Annotated in this window: 14 protein-coding genes and 1 pseudogene; 10 read left to right on the top strand and 5 right to left on the bottom strand. The window is 73.9% G+C overall.

Annotation, left to right across the window (positions count from 1 at the left end; genetic code table 11):
- The first annotated feature begins 17 nt into the window (after positions 1-17).
- A complete protein-coding gene (locus ACH01S_RS38030; RefSeq protein ID WP_083981607.1) occupies positions 18-2066 on the top strand; it encodes a sensor histidine kinase in 2049 nt (682 codons plus the stop codon).
- A gap of 410 nt (positions 2067-2476) precedes the next feature.
- On the top strand, positions 2477-3028 hold the full coding sequence (locus tag ACH01S_RS38025) for an ATP-binding protein (RefSeq protein WP_246236509.1): 552 nt from the start codon (positions 2477-2479) through the stop codon (positions 3026-3028).
- Between the two features lie 121 nt (positions 3029-3149).
- On the opposite strand, the gene ACH01S_RS38020 is transcribed toward ACH01S_RS38025, so the two are convergent.
- Entirely contained in the window at positions 3150-4376 is a 1227-nt protein-coding gene (locus ACH01S_RS38020) for an arginine deiminase (protein WP_246236508.1), read from the bottom strand.
- Between the two features lie 54 nt (positions 4377-4430).
- On the opposite strand from ACH01S_RS38020, the gene ACH01S_RS44150 reads away from it, so the two are divergent.
- The 3 genes from ACH01S_RS44150 (at position 4431) to ACH01S_RS38005 (ending at position 8157) form a co-directional block, all read left to right on the top strand.
- Complete coding sequence (locus tag ACH01S_RS44150; protein WP_169809425.1) at positions 4431-5648, top strand: MFS transporter; 1218 nt, start codon at positions 4431-4433, stop codon at positions 5646-5648.
- 237 nt (positions 5649-5885) lie between these two features.
- Entirely contained in the window at positions 5886-7070 is a 1185-nt protein-coding gene (gene tuf, locus ACH01S_RS38010; RefSeq protein ID WP_067904066.1) for an elongation factor Tu, read from the top strand.
- A 205-nt stretch (positions 7071-7275) separates the two neighbouring features.
- The gene (locus tag ACH01S_RS38005; RefSeq protein ID WP_067904063.1) at positions 7276-8157 is read left to right on the top strand and encodes an endonuclease/exonuclease/phosphatase family protein; all 882 of its coding nucleotides are present in this window, start codon (positions 7276-7278) and stop codon (positions 8155-8157) included.
- 14 nt (positions 8158-8171) lie between these two features.
- Here the strand turns inward: ACH01S_RS38005 and ACH01S_RS38000 are convergent, their stop codons facing one another.
- The 3 genes from ACH01S_RS38000 to ACH01S_RS44950 all read right to left on the bottom strand — a co-directional run bounded on the left by ACH01S_RS38000 (position 8172) and on the right by ACH01S_RS44950 (position 10720).
- Positions 8172-9728 (bottom strand): long-chain-fatty-acid--CoA ligase, encoded by a 1557-nt coding sequence (locus ACH01S_RS38000; protein WP_067904060.1) that lies wholly within the window; start codon positions 9726-9728, stop codon positions 8172-8174.
- Between the two features lie 87 nt (positions 9729-9815).
- Positions 9816-9986: a hypothetical protein gene (locus ACH01S_RS44710; RefSeq protein WP_169809424.1), complete on the bottom strand. Its 171-nt coding sequence runs from the start codon at positions 9984-9986 to the stop codon at positions 9816-9818.
- A 62-nt stretch (positions 9987-10048) separates the two neighbouring features.
- The gene (locus ACH01S_RS44950) at positions 10049-10720 is read right to left on the bottom strand and encodes a hypothetical protein (protein ID WP_067904057.1); all 672 of its coding nucleotides are present in this window, start codon (positions 10718-10720) and stop codon (positions 10049-10051) included.
- Positions 10721-10835: 115 nt separating this feature from the next.
- Here ACH01S_RS44950 and ACH01S_RS37990 point away from each other — a divergent pair, with 115 nt between their 5' ends.
- Both ACH01S_RS37990 and ACH01S_RS37985 read left to right on the top strand, forming a co-directional pair.
- On the top strand, positions 10836-11600 hold the full coding sequence (locus ACH01S_RS37990) for a response regulator (protein WP_281289168.1): 765 nt from the start codon (positions 10836-10838) through the stop codon (positions 11598-11600).
- On the top strand, positions 11597-12712 hold the full coding sequence (locus ACH01S_RS37985) for a sensor histidine kinase (protein ID WP_067904054.1): 1116 nt from the start codon (positions 11597-11599) through the stop codon (positions 12710-12712). The genes ACH01S_RS37990 and ACH01S_RS37985 overlap by 4 nt, the downstream gene beginning before the upstream one ends.
- Here the strand turns inward: ACH01S_RS37985 and ACH01S_RS37980 are convergent.
- Positions 12709-13086, bottom strand: a complete 378-nt coding sequence (locus ACH01S_RS37980) for a hypothetical protein (protein ID WP_067904051.1) — start codon at positions 13084-13086, stop codon at positions 12709-12711. The genes ACH01S_RS37985 and ACH01S_RS37980 overlap by 4 nt on opposite strands.
- Positions 13087-13308: 222 nt before the next feature.
- Here ACH01S_RS37980 and ACH01S_RS37975 point away from each other — a divergent pair, with 222 nt between their 5' ends.
- The 3 genes and pseudogenes from ACH01S_RS37975 to mptB form a co-directional block, all read left to right on the top strand.
- On the top strand, positions 13309-13644 hold the full coding sequence (locus ACH01S_RS37975) for an STAS domain-containing protein (protein WP_067904116.1): 336 nt from the start codon (positions 13309-13311) through the stop codon (positions 13642-13644).
- 107 nt (positions 13645-13751) lie between these two features.
- Positions 13752-14501, top strand: coding sequence for a glycosyltransferase family 2 protein (locus ACH01S_RS37970; protein WP_067904048.1), 750 nt, complete (start codon positions 13752-13754; stop codon positions 14499-14501).
- Positions 14498-15328, top strand: a pseudogene (gene mptB, locus ACH01S_RS46945) (polyprenol phosphomannose-dependent alpha 1,6 mannosyltransferase MptB); the annotation flags it as partial. The gene ACH01S_RS37970 and the pseudogene mptB, both read left to right, overlap by 4 nt.
- Between the last annotated feature and the right edge of the window lie 337 nt (positions 15329-15665).

Below are 15665 nucleotides of genomic sequence, written 5' to 3'. Positions count from 1 at the left end.
CGGAGTCCGGTGGCACGATGACAGGCGTGCACCACCACGTCCACGATCCGATCGCGCGGGCCGTCATCGAGAGCGCCGCCGACGCCATCGTGGCCGTGGACCAGCGGCACCGGGTCACCGTGTGGAACCCGGCCGCCGAGCGCATGTTCGGCTGGACCGCCGAGGAGATGGTCGGCCGGGTGCCGCCGATCGTCCCGGACGAGCTGACGGCCGAGCACAACGCCGTCCAGGAGCGGCTGCTGACCCGGCGCGCGGGCGAGGCGCCGGGCGAGGCCCCGGTCACGGGCCCCGCGTCAGGCTCCGGCGAGAGCGGGCAGATCTCGATCGCGACCCGCCGGTTCCACCGGGACGGGCGGCTGATCGACGTCCGGATCGACACGAGCCTGCTGCGCGACCCGGCCGGGACGCCGCTCGGCTGGGTCGGCGTGTACCACCCCGTCGACGAGGACGAGATCGTCCAGCACCACATGACCGAGCGGGCGCGGCTCGTCCGGCGGCTGAACGACATCGTCGCCGACCTGAACGCCGAACTGGACCTCGCCGTCGTGCTCGACCGGATCACCGCCGCGCTGATCGAGCTGACCGGCGCGGACGCGGGCGGGTTCGTCCGGATCGAGGGCGACCGGCTGCGGCTCGTGAACATGTCCGGGCTGCCCGAGCACATGCGCGGACGGTCCGCCGACCTGCGCACGAGCCTGGTCGGGGAGCTGCTGCGGTCCGGCAAGACGGTGAAGCTCGCGACCGGGCAGCGGCGCCTCGGCGACCTGATCTGGTCCGAGCTGCCCGGCCTGCACACGATCGCGCTCGGCCTGTCGTACCTGCAGAACCGGCCGTACGGCGCGCTGTACGCGCTGTTCTCCGGGCGCAAGGTCGGGCACACCGAGCTTGAGCTGCTGGAGCTGCTCGCCGGGCACGCGGGCGTCGCGGTCGGCAACGCCGTCGCGTACGCGGAGGTCGTCCGGCAGCGGGCGCACGAGCGCGCGGTGATCGACTCCAGCGCGGACGGCATCGCGGTGCTGGACCACGACCTCGTCGTCCGGCAGTGGAACCCGGCGGCGCACACGCTCACCGGCGTCCCGCCGGGCGACGCGATCGGGCGCCCGCTGCCGTTCGACATGCCCGCGCTCGGGGAGATGCTGACGTTCCGGCTGGAGTCGGGGACGTGGCTGAACGTCCTCGCCGCCGAGATCGAGGAGACGGGCGAGCTGGTGGTCGACTTCCGCGACGTGTCCGAGGCGAAGGCGCTCGAAGAGGCGAAGGACCTGTTCCTCGCCACCACGAGCCACGAGCTGCGCACGCCGATCACGGTCGTGCAGGGGTTCGCGTCCACGCTCGTCAACCGGTGGGACGAGCTGACCGACGCGGACCGCCGCGCCGCCGTCGCGACGATCGCCGAGCGCGCCCAGTCGCTCGCCCGGCTCGTCGAGCACCTGCTGCTCGGCTCCCGCGCGGGCGCGGACGAGCTGACCGTGACGATCGAGTCGTTCGACCTGTCCCGCGTGGTGGAGGGCGTGGTCGCGGGGTTCAGGTCGCTGTCGCCGCTGCACCGGGTCGAGCTGGAGATCGCGCCCGACCTGCCCGAGTGCCGGGGCGACGCGATGGCGACCGACATCGTCCTCGGGCAGCTGCTGGAGAACGCCTTCAAGTACTCGCCGGACGGCGGGACGGTCACCGTCCGGGCCCTGCGCGAGGGCGCCGACATCGTCGTGACGGTCGCGGACGAGGGCATCGGCATCCCGCCTGGCGACCACGAGCGGATCTTCGAGCGGTTCGTCCAGGGCGAGACCGGGGACCGGCGGCGGTTCGGCGGGATCGGGCTCGGCCTCTACATCGTGAAGCGGTTGACGGAGGCGCAGGGCGGGACGATCTCCGCGCTTCCGGCCGGAGCGGGCAAAAGTGAGGCATCTCACATCGGCGCCCCGCGACCCGGCGGCGCGGCCGGGACGGAGCCGTCCGCGCCCCGCGCGGGCGCCCTCCTGCGCTCCCCGCACGGCCGCGGACCCGCAGGTGGTGCGCGTGCGGGCGAGGGGACGTGCATGCGGCTCGTGCTCCGCGCGGCGGGCTGACGGCCCCGCCGGACGCCGCCGCCCAAGCGTGATCATGAGCCGCATTTCGGTTACTCACCGTGACGACAGGGGCTTGTGCGCGGCGCGGTGAGACCGGCATGACCAGGGGGTTCCGTGGTCTCGACGGATGGCAGGCTGGGCCCGTGTGGGAAAGTGCTGTGGCTGCGCGGTGTGATGGACGAAACGCGCGCGCGAGGAGTAAATCCGCCGTTGGCTGGATAGATCCTTGATGGTTGCCGTTCGTGACGAGACTCCGATCCGGGGGTGATCACCGTGACCGGATGGCCGGTGACTCGTTGTGCAGGTGGCAAACTGAACCGTTCGGGTTTCCGGTCTCGACCATCAGGGCATTTCGGTCGTACCGGAAAGCGACGGCGGGACTCGTCCGAGTGAACGGACTCCACGGGGAGGTGAGGGCGTCGAGCGTCGTACTGCTCCCACACGCACCGTCCAGCGTCGCGGTCGCCCGCCGGCGCCTCAGCTCGGAGCTGGCCGGATCGGGCGTCTACGAGTCGGTCGTGGACGACGCCAGCGTCATCGTCAGCGAGCTTCTCAGCAACGCGCTGCGGCACGCGCGGCCGCTGCCGTCCGGCCAGGTCAGGGTGTGCTGGCTGCGCCGCGGTGACCTGCTCGAACTGGAGGTCAGCGACGGCGGCGCGATGACCGAGCCGCGCCGCGGGCCCGGCACGCTGTCCTCGCTCGGCGGCCGCGGGCTCGGCATCGTCGAGGCGCTGTCGGACGGCTGGGGCGTCCGCCACGAGGAGGGCGCCACCACGGTCTGGGCCGTCCTGCGCGCGCCCCGCGCCAACGGCGAGAGCCACCCGTCCCACGGGAACGGCATCCCCACGACGACCGGGCCGCAGGCCGTCGTCCCCGACCTCGCCGACTTCCCCGACCTCATGGACGACCCCGACGACGACCTGTACGACGGGGCCGCTCCGAGCAGGGCCTACCCGGCCTGACGGGGCCCCGCCTAGAAATGCGGGCCCTTCCCCTTGTATGGTCCTTCCACAGCTCGGGCGTTGCCGTGCCCCCGTCGGCATCGCCCGAGTTGTTCTATTCCCCGGGTCCGGCCCATCGGCCTTAGACGCCGTCCCGCAGGATCGGGCAGGACATGCAGCGCGGCCCGCCCCGGCCCGTGCCGAGTTCGCTGCCGCTGATGCGGACGACCTCGATACCGGACGCCTCCAGTTGCGCGTTCGTCTCGATGTTGCGCTCGTAGGCGACGCACACGCGCGGCGCCACGGCGAGGGTGTTGTTGCCGTCGTCCCACTGCTCGCGCTCGGCGGTGACGGGGTCGAGGCCCGTGTCGATCACCTTGAGGCGGTCGAGTCCCATCGCCTCGGCGGCCGCGTCCAGGAAGGGGCGGGGGCCGTCCACGCGCAGGTCGCCGTTCCCCTGGGTCACGGTGTAGGCGGTCAGCGAGTGCGCGACCGGCGGATACATGACGACGGTGTCGACGTCGACCATCGTGCAGACGGTGTCGAGGTGCATGGTCGCCCGCTCCTGCGCGATCGGGACGGCCAGCACGGTCCGCGCCAGCCCGGCGTCGAACACCTGGCGGGCCAGGCGCTCCACCCCGGCGGGGGTCGTCCGCTCGCCGGTGCCGACCGCGACGACGCCCGGACACAGGAGGAGGACGTCCCCGCCCTCCAGGTGCTCCAGGGACGGCGAGTACACCGGCTCCGTCCCGGCGAACCGCGGGTGGTGCGCGTAGATCAGGCCGGTCAGCGCCGACTCGCGGCGCCGGGCCTCCATCGCGAGGCTCGTCACCGCGACGCGGTCGCCGATCCAGGTGCTGTTGTCGCGGGTGAACAGCAGGCCGGGCAGCGGGTCGACGATGAAGTCGAGGCGGTCCATCAGGCGGTAGACGAGGCCGTGCCCCGCCTTCAGCTCCTCGTGCGCGAGGCCCGCGATCAGGGTGTGCGCGAGGTTCTCCGGGTCGAGGTCGCGCAAGTAGCCCTCGACGACGCGGCGGAGCTGGTCGCCGAGGCGGAGGTCCACGACGGCGTCGGCGATGGCCTGGTCGCGGGCCCCCTCGTACTCCAGGGCGTCCTGCAGCAGCTCGGTGACGTACAGGACTTCGACGCCGCGCGAGCGGAGCGCCTCGGCGAACGCGTCGTGCTCCTCCTGCGCCCGGCCGACCCACGGGATCGCGTCGAAGAGGAGCTTGTCGCTGTTGCGCGGGGTGAGCCGCTTCAGCTCCGCGCCCGGACGGTGCAGCAGCACGGTCCGTAGCCGTCCGACCTCGCTGGTCACCCGGTGCTCGTGCGCCGTCCGCCCTGGCAGTGCCGTCTTCGTTGCCGTCACACTCCGCAGTCTAGGCCGCCTGTTTCGTCCGGTTCGCTGTGCCACCATGCGAAGGTGATCAGCAGGTCGGCGGCGCTTCCGCTGCATTTGACGTCGGCCACGCTGCTGCGGGTGTCGGCCGAGGGGGTCGCGACCGCGCTGGTCCTGACCGTCCAGGCGCGGACCGGGGACGCCGCCACGGCCGGGTACCTCCAGACCGCGACGACGCTCCCGTACGTGCTGAGCGGCCCGGTGATCGGGAACACGCTGGACCGGACGGCCCGCCCCCGCCGCGTCGCCGCCGTCCTCGCCTGCTGCTACGCCGCCGCGACCGCCGCGCTGCTGCTGTCGGCCGGACGGTCGCCGCTCGTCCTCGCGCTGTGCGTCGCCGCCGTGATCGGCTGCACGGAGCCGATCGTGGTGGCGCTGACGAGCCTGCTGCCCCGGTTCGTCCCGGCCGGGCGGCTGTCGCGCGCGTACGGGCTGGAGGCGTCCAGCTTCAACCTCGCGGGGATCGCCGGTCCCGGCCTCGCCGCCGGGATCGCGGGGTTCGCGGGCGGGCAGTACGCGGGCGTCGCGATCGTCGGCGCGGGCGTCCTCGGGATGCTCACGCTGCCGCTGCTGCCGTTCCCCGCGCCGGAGGCGGCGGCCCCGGCGGGCGGCCGGGGCGCGCGCTCGGTGATCACGGGCGGGCTGCGGGTGCTGGCGGAGGGCCGCGTGCTGCGCGCCCTGACCACCGCGACCACCCTCGCCTGGACGGGCTTCGGCGGCGTCGCCGTCACGGCCGTGCTGCTCGCCGAGCACATCGGCGCCCCGCCGAGCGCGGGCGGCCGGCTGCTCGTCGCGATGGCGGTCGGCTCGCTGCTCGGGTCGCTCGCCTCCAGCCGGTGGCTGACGCCGAAGCACGGCGAGCCGGTCATGGTCGCGGGGCTGGTCGCGTTCGGGCTGGCGCTGGCCTCGCTCGCGGTCGCGCCGTCGCTGGCCTGGGCGACGGCCGCGTTCGTCCTCGCCGGGGCGTGCGAGGGGCCGGTGTTCGCGGCGACCCTGATGCTGCGCCAGCGCGAGTCGCCGCCGGACCGGCTCGGCCAGGTCAACACGACGGCGGGCAGCCTCAAGATCGGCGCGTCCGCGCTGGGCGCGGCGCTGACGGCCGCGTCGGCGGCGGCGATCGGGCCGGTCGGGCTGGTCCTCGCGATCGCCTCGTTCCAGTTCGCGGGCGCCGCCGCCGGGCTGCTGCTCCTGCGCGTTCCCGCAGGTCGAAAAGCCGTCGACGCGGCCGAGGACGCCACGTAGCCTGCGAGCATGTTCTTCGCGGCCGGCACCATGACGCTCGCGGGCCACGGCCCGCTGAGCGCGGTGTCGGCCGCCTCCTCGGCGGCGGCGGCCGCGGCCGTCGTCGACGGCCTGCGACGCTGACCCCTCTCCGTCCTGCCCTCCGGAGAACCAGCGGAGGGGGGTGGACCACGACATGCGCACGTCCATAGGGGCCGCGCATGGGTTCTCACCGGATCCACCAGTGAGGACGAACCGATGGCCAAGCAGTTGTACGAGCGCGACAAGCCCCACCTGAACATCGGGACGATGGGCCACGTCGACCACGGCAAGACCACCCTGACCGCGGCGATCACCAAGGTGCTGGCCGCGCGCGGGCTGGCCTCCGCCGTGCCGTTCGACCGCATCGACCGCACCCCGGAGGAGCGCGGCCGAGGCATCACGATCAACGTCGCGCACGTCGAGTACGCGACCGCGACCAGGCACTACGCCCATGTCGACATGCCGGGCCACGCCGACTACGTGAAGAACATGATCACCGGTGCGGCGCAGGTGGACGGGGCCGTGCTCGTCGTGTCCGCGCAGGACGGGGCGATGCCGCAGACGCGGGAGCACGTCGTCCTCGCGCGGCAGGTCGGCGTCCGGCACGTCGTCGTGGCGCTCAACAAGGCCGACATGGTCGAGGACGCCGAACTCCTCGACCTGGTCGAGCTGGAGATCAGGGAGCTGCTGTCGGAGTACGGGTTCCCGGGCGAGGAGGTGCCGGTGGTGCGGGTGTCCGGGCTGCGGGCGCTGGAGGGCGACCCGTACTGGACGGCCCGCGTCGGCGACCTGCTCGACGCGATCGACGCCTACGTGCCGGTGCCGGAGCGGGTGCTCGACAAGCCGTTCCTGCTGCCGGTGGAGAGCGTCCTGACGATCACCGGGCGCGGCACGGTCGTGACCGGCGTCGTCGCCCAGGGCGTCGTCCGGGTCGGCGACGCGGTCGAGGTCGTCGGGCTCGGCGAGTCGGTCGGCACGGTCGCGACCGGGCTGGAGACGTTCGGCCGGTCCATGGACCGCGCCGAGGCCGGGGACAACACCGCCATGCTGCTGCGCGGCGTGAAGCGGGACCAGGTCCGGCGCGGCCAGGTCGTCAGCGCGCCGGGCGCGATCCGGCCGCACCGGCGGTTCCGGGCGCGGGTCCGGGTGCTGACCGCCGCCGAGGGCGGGCGGACCGGGCCGTTCTTCCACGGCTACCGCCCGCAGTTCCACTTCCGCACCACGGACGTGGTCGGCGGCGTGGACCTCGGCGCGGACGGCGCCATGGCGATGCCCGGCGACGCGGTCGAGCTGGCCGTCGAGCTGGGCCGCCCGGTCGCGATGACCGAGGGCCTCGGCTTCGCCGTCCGCGGGGGCGGCCGGACGGTCGGCGCGGGCACCGTGACCGAGCTGCTCGACTGAGCGCCCGGAAGTCGCGGAGAAAGTCGGGGGGTCCGGCGGAACACCCGCCGGACCCCCTAACCTTCAAGGACGGATGATCCCCCCGTCCGGCCCGCGCCCCCCGTCCGGTGACCGACCGACTGGTCGTGAACCAGTGGCGGCCGCGATCTTGATGTGGTGAGATTCCGGCATCATCCCCGCTGATGTCCCCCCACCTGGAGAACGTGTGCGAGCCCCCCGCGCCCTGATCCCCCTCCTCTCGGTCTGCGCCGCGGCCGCCGTCGTCGCCGCGGCGGCGACCGGCGCCTCGATCGAGGGCCTGCCGGGCGGCGGCGGTCCCGCGCACGCCGACGGCGCCGCGCCCCGCCCGGCCGCCGTCACGGTCAACGCGATGACCTGGAGCGTCTGCGGCGCGGCCCGGTCCGGCTGCCCGCTCGGCACGGCCCCGGACGCGCTCGGGCGGCAGATCGTCCAGCGGATCCAGGGCACGGAGGTCGGCGGACGCAAGGTCAGGACGGACGCCGTCCTGCTCCAGGACGTCTGCGAGGGGCACGTCCGCACCTTCCGGAAGAGCCTGCCGACGTGGACGTGGGCGTTCGCCGCGTCCCCCGGCGAGGCGTCCTGCGCCAAGGGCCAGGGCCGCTCCGGCGTCGCCATCGGGACGGCGCAGCGGCTCGACCGGCCCGAGCGCGCGAAGCTCCCCGCGCCCGCCGGACGGTCGCGGATCGCGCTGTGCGCGGACGTCCCGTCCTGGACGACCCGGATCTGCGTGACGAGGCTCAGCGCCGCCGAGGGCGCCCTGCGGCGCAAGCAGGCGACGTCGCTCGCGACCCTCGCCGGGACGGGGCGCGTCCTGCTCGGCGGCGACCTCGCGGGCACCCCGGACAGCGCCGCGCTCGACCCGCTGTACCGCCGCTTCGCCGAGTGCGACCAGTCGGGGCCGTCCCGTACGGGCGCCGCGACCCGGCAGAACTGGGCGGGCGCCGCCGTGGAGAAGACCGACTACCTGTTCATCACGAAGGCGGCCGCCGTGTCGTGCAGCGTCCCGGCGTCCCGGATCAGGGCGTCGGACCACCGCCCGCTGTCGGCCGTGGTCCGCTTCCCGTGAGCGCGGCCTAGGGGCTAGTGGACGTTGCGCTCCTGGCCCTTCCAGTAGGGCTCGCGGAGCTGCCGCTTGAGGATCTTGCCGGTGGGGTTGCGCGGGACGCTGTCGCGCCGCTCGACCGACGCCGGGCACTTGAAGTGCGCGAGCCGCGCCCGGCAGAACTCGATGACGTCCTTCTCGGGGACGTCCGCCGACAGCACGACGATCGCCTTCGGCACCTCGCCCCACTTCGCGTCCGGGACGCCGATCACCGCGCAGTCCGTGACGTCCGGATGGCTCATCAGGACGTTCTCGACCTCCGCCGGGTAGATGTTCTCGCCACCCGAGATGATCATGTCCTTGACCCGGTCGTGGATGTAGAGGTAGCCGTCCTCGTCGAGGTAGCCCGCGTCGCCGGTGCGGAACCAGTTGTCGGCGGAGAGGGCCGCCGCCGTCGCGTCCGGGTTCCCCCAGTAGCCCTTCATGTTCTGCGGCGTCCGGCAGAGGATCTCGCCGACCTCGCCGAGCGGCAGCTCCTCCAGCGTCGCCGGGTCGACGATCTTCAGCTCGCAGGACGCGTTGGGCAGCCCGGCGCTGCGGAGACGGTGCGCGTTCGGGCCGTCCGGGACGTGGTCGGCGGCGGGCAGCATCGTGATCGCGCCGGTCACCTCCGTCAGCCCGTACACCTGCATGAAATCGCTGGTCGGCAGCATCTCCATCGCGCCGCGCAGGACGTCCTCGCTGATCGGCGACGCCCCGTACAGCACCAGCCTGAGGCTCGACAGGTCGCACGCCGTGACCTCCGGGATCAGCGGCATGAACTGGAGCAGCACCGGGACGAGGAAGATGTGCGTGACGCGGTGCCGCTCGATCCCCCGCGCGATCAGCCCCGGGTCGGGCTCGCGCGCGATCACCCCGGTGATGCCGTTGTGGACCACGTTGATCGCGAGGACGTTCCCCGCCACGTGGTACATCGGCATCGCGACCATCAGGACGGACGACTCGTCGATGTCCCACACGTCGGTGGCCACGTCCAGCGCGGCGAGGTAGTTGGCGTGCGTGAGCATGACGCCCTTGGGCAGGCCCGTGGTGCCCGACGAGTAGAGCTGGACGAACACGTCCGACGGCTCCGGCTCGTAGGCGGGCGGCGCCCCGGGCGCCCCCTCGACCCAGGTCGCGTAGTCCTCGTACGGGTGGTCGGCGCCGCCGACGACCACCAGGCGCGCGGTGTGTTCGAGCCTCCCGGCGATCGCGTCGAGGACGGGCAGGAACTCCGGCCCGACGATGAAGACCTTCGCCTTCGCGTCGTTGACGATGTAGGCGACCTCGTCCGGCGCCAGGCGGTAGTTCACCGGGACCTGGACGGCGCCGATCCGGCCCGCGCCGAAGAGCTGCTCGGCGTATTCGATGGAGTTCTTGTCGAGGACGGCGACCCGGTCGCCGCGGCCGACGCCCGCGGCGGCGAGCGCGGCGGCGGCCCGGTCGGCGCGCCGGTCGAAGTCACGGAAGGTGAGCTGGGTGTCGCCCGCGATGTAGGCGACACGGTCGGGATGCGAGCGCGCCCGCTCGCGCAGCGTCTCCGTCAGACCCGGCACGGTAGGTCCCTTCGCCGATGACCGCCTGGTTGTCCAGGCATCATCCGGTCACCGGCGAGGGCCCGGCAAGGGGATGCGGCCCCTTGGCTAGTGGCTTTTGGACATCTTGGAGACCGCGGTCACGGCGAGCACCACCACGACGGCGACGAGGCCGATGAAGAAGAAGAACTTCAGCATCGACAGGATCGAGCCGATGACGGCCATCACGAGCCAGATCGCGAGGATGACGCCGAGAACGGTCAGGATTGTCTTACCCATGCGTACAACCTATGCGCTCGTCCGGGGAAGGTCATCAGCCTGTGGGACGAGCCTGACCCCGGTCAGAACCCGCCGTTCGGCCGAGGCCCACCCTGAGGCGGCCCCGGATGCGGACCCTGACCCGCCCCCGGGGCGGGAGGCGCCTGGTAGGGCCCGGGCTGCCCGAACGGCTGCTGGCCAAAAGGCTGGCCGAACGGCTGCTGGTTAAACGGCTGCTGCCCGTAGGGCTGTCCGGCGAAGGGCTGCCCGGCGGGCGGGCGCGGCGCGGTGCTTCCCGCGACCATCAGCGTCCGGAGCCCGGCGACCGCCCCTGCCGCGACCGGCGCCAGCAGGTGCCACGCCTCGAACCGCGGCTTCATCAGCCGGGTGACGAACTCGAACGGCACCGACCCGTGCCCGAACGCGTACCCGAGGATGCCGATCCTGAGGCCGACGTACAGCGCGACGTACCCGGCGACCACGGCGACGATCGCCGCGACCGGCCCGCGCGGCCGGGTCAGCATGATCCCCGCGGCCGTGACGAGCCCGACCAGGGCGCACAGCAGCGCGAAGTAGGCGGTGGACTGCCGCATCCCGAGCAGCGTGGGGGACTCGTAGAGGCGGACGTACGTCATGATCGCGCCGATGACGGTGGCGGCCGCGCCGCCGACCAGGATGAGGGCGATCACCCCGAACGCCGAGGTCGCGGGACGGGCGGCCGCGGGACGGGCCGCCGCGGGAGGGGGAGGAGCCATCGGGACATTAAAGCGATGATCGCCCCGCCCCGCGAGAGCGGTTCCCTACAGGGCGGTTTCTTACAGGGTCATGACGGGCTGATGGAAGTCGCCCGCCCGGCCGTAGCGTGTGGACGTGAACTCCGTGAGCCATGCCGGACGCGTCCTCGTCGTGGACGACGACCCGACCGTGGCCGACGTCGTCGCCCGCTACCTGGCCCGCGACGGGCACCAGGTGACCTGCGTCGCGGACGGCCCGTCCGCCCTGCGCAGGGCCCGCGCCGAGCGGCCCGACCTCGTCGTCCTGGACCTGATGCTGCCCGGCATGGACGGCCTTGAGGTGTGCCGCCGGCTCCGCGAGACCTCGGCCGTCCCGATCGTGATGCTGACGGCGCTCGGCGCGGAGACCGACCGGCTCGTCGGACTGGAGACCGGCGCCGACGACTACGTCACGAAGCCGTTCAGCCCGCGCGAGCTGGCGCTGCGCGTCCGGTCGGTGCTCCGCCGGGCGCGCGGCGCCTACCGGGAGCCGCGCCGCGCCGCCGCGCCGGCCGCCCCGCCCGAGCCCCCGCTCCGCGACGGCGACCTCGTCGTGGACGTCGGCGCGCACGAGGCGCGGCTGCGCGGCGGGCGGCTCGCGCTCACGTCCCGCGAATTCGACCTGCTGGCGTTCCTGCTGCGCCGCCCGCGCCGCGCGTTCAGCCGTGAGGAGCTGCTCGAACGCGTCTGGGAGTGGACGTTCGGCGACGCCTCCACGGTCACCGTGCACGTCCGCCGGCTGCGCGAGAAGATCGAGGACGACCCGGCCGCGCCGCGCCGGATCGTCACCGTCTGGGGCGTCGGCTACCGCTACGAGCCCGCGGAGCCCGAACCCGCGAGTGCGGCGGAGGACGGCGCATGATCCCCTTCGATGACCTCCTCTACGTCGTCGTCTGCGCGGCCCTCGCCGCGCTGGCCGTCGCGGCCGTCGCGCTCGCCGTCCTGTACGGGCTGCGCGGACGGTCGGTCGCCACCCAGCTGATCGTGGTGGGCGCGGCGACCGTGCTCGCGACGATCTCCGGCATCCTCGTGATCTCGTTCCTGATGCTGCTGAACGATCACGACCGGTCGGTGGTGCTGGCCGTGGTGACCTCCGCCGGGCTGGTCGCGATGGCGGTGTCGGTGCTGCTCGGACGGCGGCTCGTCGCCGCGAACCGGACGCTGGTGGAGGCCGTCCGCGCGGACCGGTTCCGTCCGCCGGCCGCGCGGCTGCCCGCCGAGCTGGCCGAGCTGTCGCGCGAGCTGACGGCCGCCTACGCGCGCCTCGCCGCCGCCCACGAGCGCGAGCAGGCGCTGGAGGCGAGCCGCCGGGAGCTCGTCGCCTGGGTGAGCCACGACCTGCGCACCCCGCTCGCGGGCCTGCGCGCCATGGCCGAGGCGCTGGAGGACGAGGTCGTCTCCGACGCGGACACCGTCCGGCGGTACCACGGCCGCATCCGCGTCGAGGCGGAGCGGCTGACCGAGATGGTGGACGACCTGTTCGAGCTGTCCCGCATCCACGCCGGGGCGCTGCGGCTGTCGCGCCGCCGGGTCGGCCTCGCCGACCTCGTCGCGGAGGCGGTGGCGGGCGCGGAGGCGCTGGCGCGGGCGAAGGGCGTCCGGCTGCGCGGCGACGTCCGGGAGGGGCTGCCCGTCCAGGTCGACTCCGGCGAGCTCGGCCGCGCCCTGCGCAACCTCGTCGTCAACGCGATCAGGCACACGCCGAGCGATGGCGCCGTCGAGGTCATCGGCGAGGTCCGCGGCGGGGAGGCGCGGGTGACGGTCGCGGACGCCTGCGGCGGCATCCCCGAGGACGACCTGCCGCGCGTGTTCGACGTCGCGTTCCGGGGCGAGGCGGCCCGCACCCCCGGCGGCGGCGCCGGGCTCGGCCTCGCGATCGCCCGCGGCATCGTCGAGGCCCACGCCGGGCGCATCGGCGTCGCCAACGACGGCCCCGGCTGCCGCTTCGAGATCACCCTCCCCCTGATGGTCTAGGGGTCGAGGGTCTCCGCCATGGTGCGGAAGGTCGGGCAGGGCCAGCGGGACATGCAGGCGCGGCAGCGGCGGATCGGGTTGTCGGGGTCGCTGCTGATGCCGCCCGCCTCCTGCGGCCGGTGCAGGTCGAGCAGGCGGACGCCGAGCTCGGCGAAGGCGAGGACGTCCTCGCGCGCGCCCGCGAGGAAGGCGATGTCCTCCCGGGACAGGCGCGTCTTGACCGGGACGAAGCCGTTCTGGTTCACCAGGCGGCTCAGGTACTGGGTGGACGAGCGCCACGGGCTCGACTTCGCCGACCGTGACCGGATCGTCTCAAGGCGCTCGCGGAGCCGGGTCTCTCTGGGATCGGCCTCTTGCCCATGCCGGTGTTGCACGTGTCCAGCCTCCCCTAATCGGCGGTCTCGCGGGACGGGAACCGGGATATCGCCGAACCGGAGACGGAGGAGCGGCGAAGACGCCGACCGGCGCGGAACAATGGCATCACGGTGCGTAGTTCACAAAGCGTACGGGACCACCCGCACGGCGACACGCCCGTCCCGCAGGGGACTTGGCGAACTGTCTGGCCCGCGGGCCGTTCCCGAGATAGTGTGCCGGACGTGGAGCTAAACGTTTCGACCGCGTCTCAGGAGGGTCACGCCGTCGTCACGGCGACCGGTGAGCTCGACCTCTACACCGCGCCGAGGCTGCAGGCCGCCCTCGCGGGCCTGCTGCGCGACCAGGTCGACCGGATCACGGTCGATCTCAGCGGCGTCGAGTTCTGCGATTCGACCGGCATGAACGTCCTGCTCGCGGCCATGAAGCGGCTCAAGGAGCAGGGCGGCGCGCTCGACCTCGCCGCCCCGCGCCCCGCGGTGAAGCGCATCCTCCAGGTCACCGGGCTCGACACCGTGTTCACCGTGACCGACGCCGCGCCCGCCCTGGACGCCGGCTGAACTCCACCCGTCGCCCGGCTGTCGCCCGGCTGACGCGGCGGTAACGGCTGAGACCGTTCCCGTCCGCTCGCCCCGTTCGGCGTCCGCCGCCGACTACGATCGCCGATATGCAGGACGTAGCGGTGATCATCCCCGCCAAGGACGAGGCCGACCGCATCGCGGCCACCGTCAAGGCCGCACACGAGCTTCCCGGCGCCGACCTCGTCGTGGTGGTCGACGACGGCTCGTCCGACGGCACCGGGCGCGTCGCCCGGGACGCCGGGGCCCGGGTCGTCCGGCACTCGCGCAACCGCGGCAAGGGCGCCGCGATGGAGAGCGGCGCCGAGGCCGTCCGGCTCCTGGACGAGGGCCGCGACCAGCCCCGCCACCTGCTGTTCCTGGACGCCGACCTCGCCGACACCGCGCGCGAGGCCGCGCCGCTCGTCGCGCCCGTCCGGGCGGGCGAGGCCGACATGACGATCGCGGTGTTCACGACGACGGTGAAGCTCGGCGGGCACGGGTTCGTCGTGCGGCTGTCCCGGGACGGCATCCGCCGCGCCACCGGCTGGGCGGCGACCGCCCCGCTGAACGGGCAGCGCTGTCTGACCCGCGCCGCGTTCGACGCCGCGCTCCCGCTCGCCGCCGGGTTCGGCGTCGAGACCGCGCTGACCATCGACCTGCTCCGGCACGGCTTCCGGGTGACCGAGGTGGAGGTGCCGCTCGCGCACCGCGCCACCGGCACCGACTGGCGCTCCCAACTGCACCGCGCCCGCCAGTTCCGGGACGTCGCGAGAGCGCTCGCCGTCCGCGAGCCCGCCGTGACCCCGCTGGTGCGGGCGGCGACCCGGCGGCTGGACGGCCTGCGCGGTCGCCGGTGACCCGACTCGGCTCGGGCGGGCTCTGCGGGATCGCGGTCGGGCTCCTGTGCTTCCTCGGCACCGCGCTGCTCGGCCCGTCGGTGTTCCAGCCCGAGCTGGACGGCTCCCGCGCGGAGCCGCCGTACGCGCTGAGCGTCCACCCGTCGCCGTACGTCGTGATCGGGCTCGTCGTGGTGGGCGTGGTGGCGAGCACGGCCGGTCTCGCGCTGTGCTTCGCCGCCGTCCGGCGGGGCTGGCGGGTGCGGGCGCTGCCGGTCGTCGTGGCCGGGCTGCTCGCGGCCGTCGCGTTCATGGCGATGCCGCCGGTCGGGTCGACCGACCACCTGAACTACGCGTCCTACGGGCGGATGGCGGCGACCGGGCACGACCCGTACGCCACCCGCGCCGTCGACCTGCCGCGGGACCCGGTCGCCGGGGCGCCCGAGGAATGGCGGACGACCCCGTCGGTCTACGGGCCGATCGCCACCGGCGAGCAGGCGGTGGCGGCGTGGATCGGCAACGGGTCGGTGCGGCTGACGGTGTTCGTCCTGTCGGTGGTGAACACGCTCGCGTTCGCGGTGACGGCGCTGATCCTCTACCGGACGGCGCGGAGCGAGGAGCGGCGGCTGCGGACGGCCCTGCTGTGGACGTGCAACCCCCTCGTCCTGTTCCAGTTGATCTCGGGGGCGCACAACGACGTCCTCGCGATCGCGCCGGTGGTCGCCGCGCTCGCCGTGTTCGGGAGCCGGACGCGTCCCGGCTGGGCGCGGGCGCTCGCCGCCGGGGTCCTCGCCGGGGTCGGCACCGCGGTCAAGCTGCCCGCCGTGCTCGTCGCGGGCGGGCCCGCCTGGGCGCTGCTGCGCGACACATGGCGGGAGCGCGGCTCCTGGAAGCGCGGGGCGTGGAAACACGGGGCAAGGCCGCTCGCCGCGCTGGCCGCGCTCGGCGCCGGCGCCGGGGCGGTCGCCGCGCTGTCCTACCTGCTCGCCGGGCCGCACGCGCTCGACCGGGTCCGGGAGGCGAGCGACATGGTGTCGTTCGCGACGCCCTGGCACCTGATCGACGAGGGCCTCGGCCGCGGCTCCCAGCGCAACGTGATCAAGACGGGCGCGCTGCTCGCCGGGATCGCGCTGTTCGCGCTGCTCGTCCGCGCCCTGCCGAAGGACGACCCCGAGGCCCCGGACG

Origin of the sequence: Actinomadura chibensis NBRC 106107, from assembly GCF_001552135.1 — a bacterium.
GTDB lineage: Bacteria > Actinomycetota > Actinomycetes > Streptosporangiales > Streptosporangiaceae > Spirillospora > Spirillospora chibensis.
The sequence above is the reverse complement of the archived record's forward strand: the minus strand, read 5'-3'. Positions and strand labels throughout refer to the sequence as shown.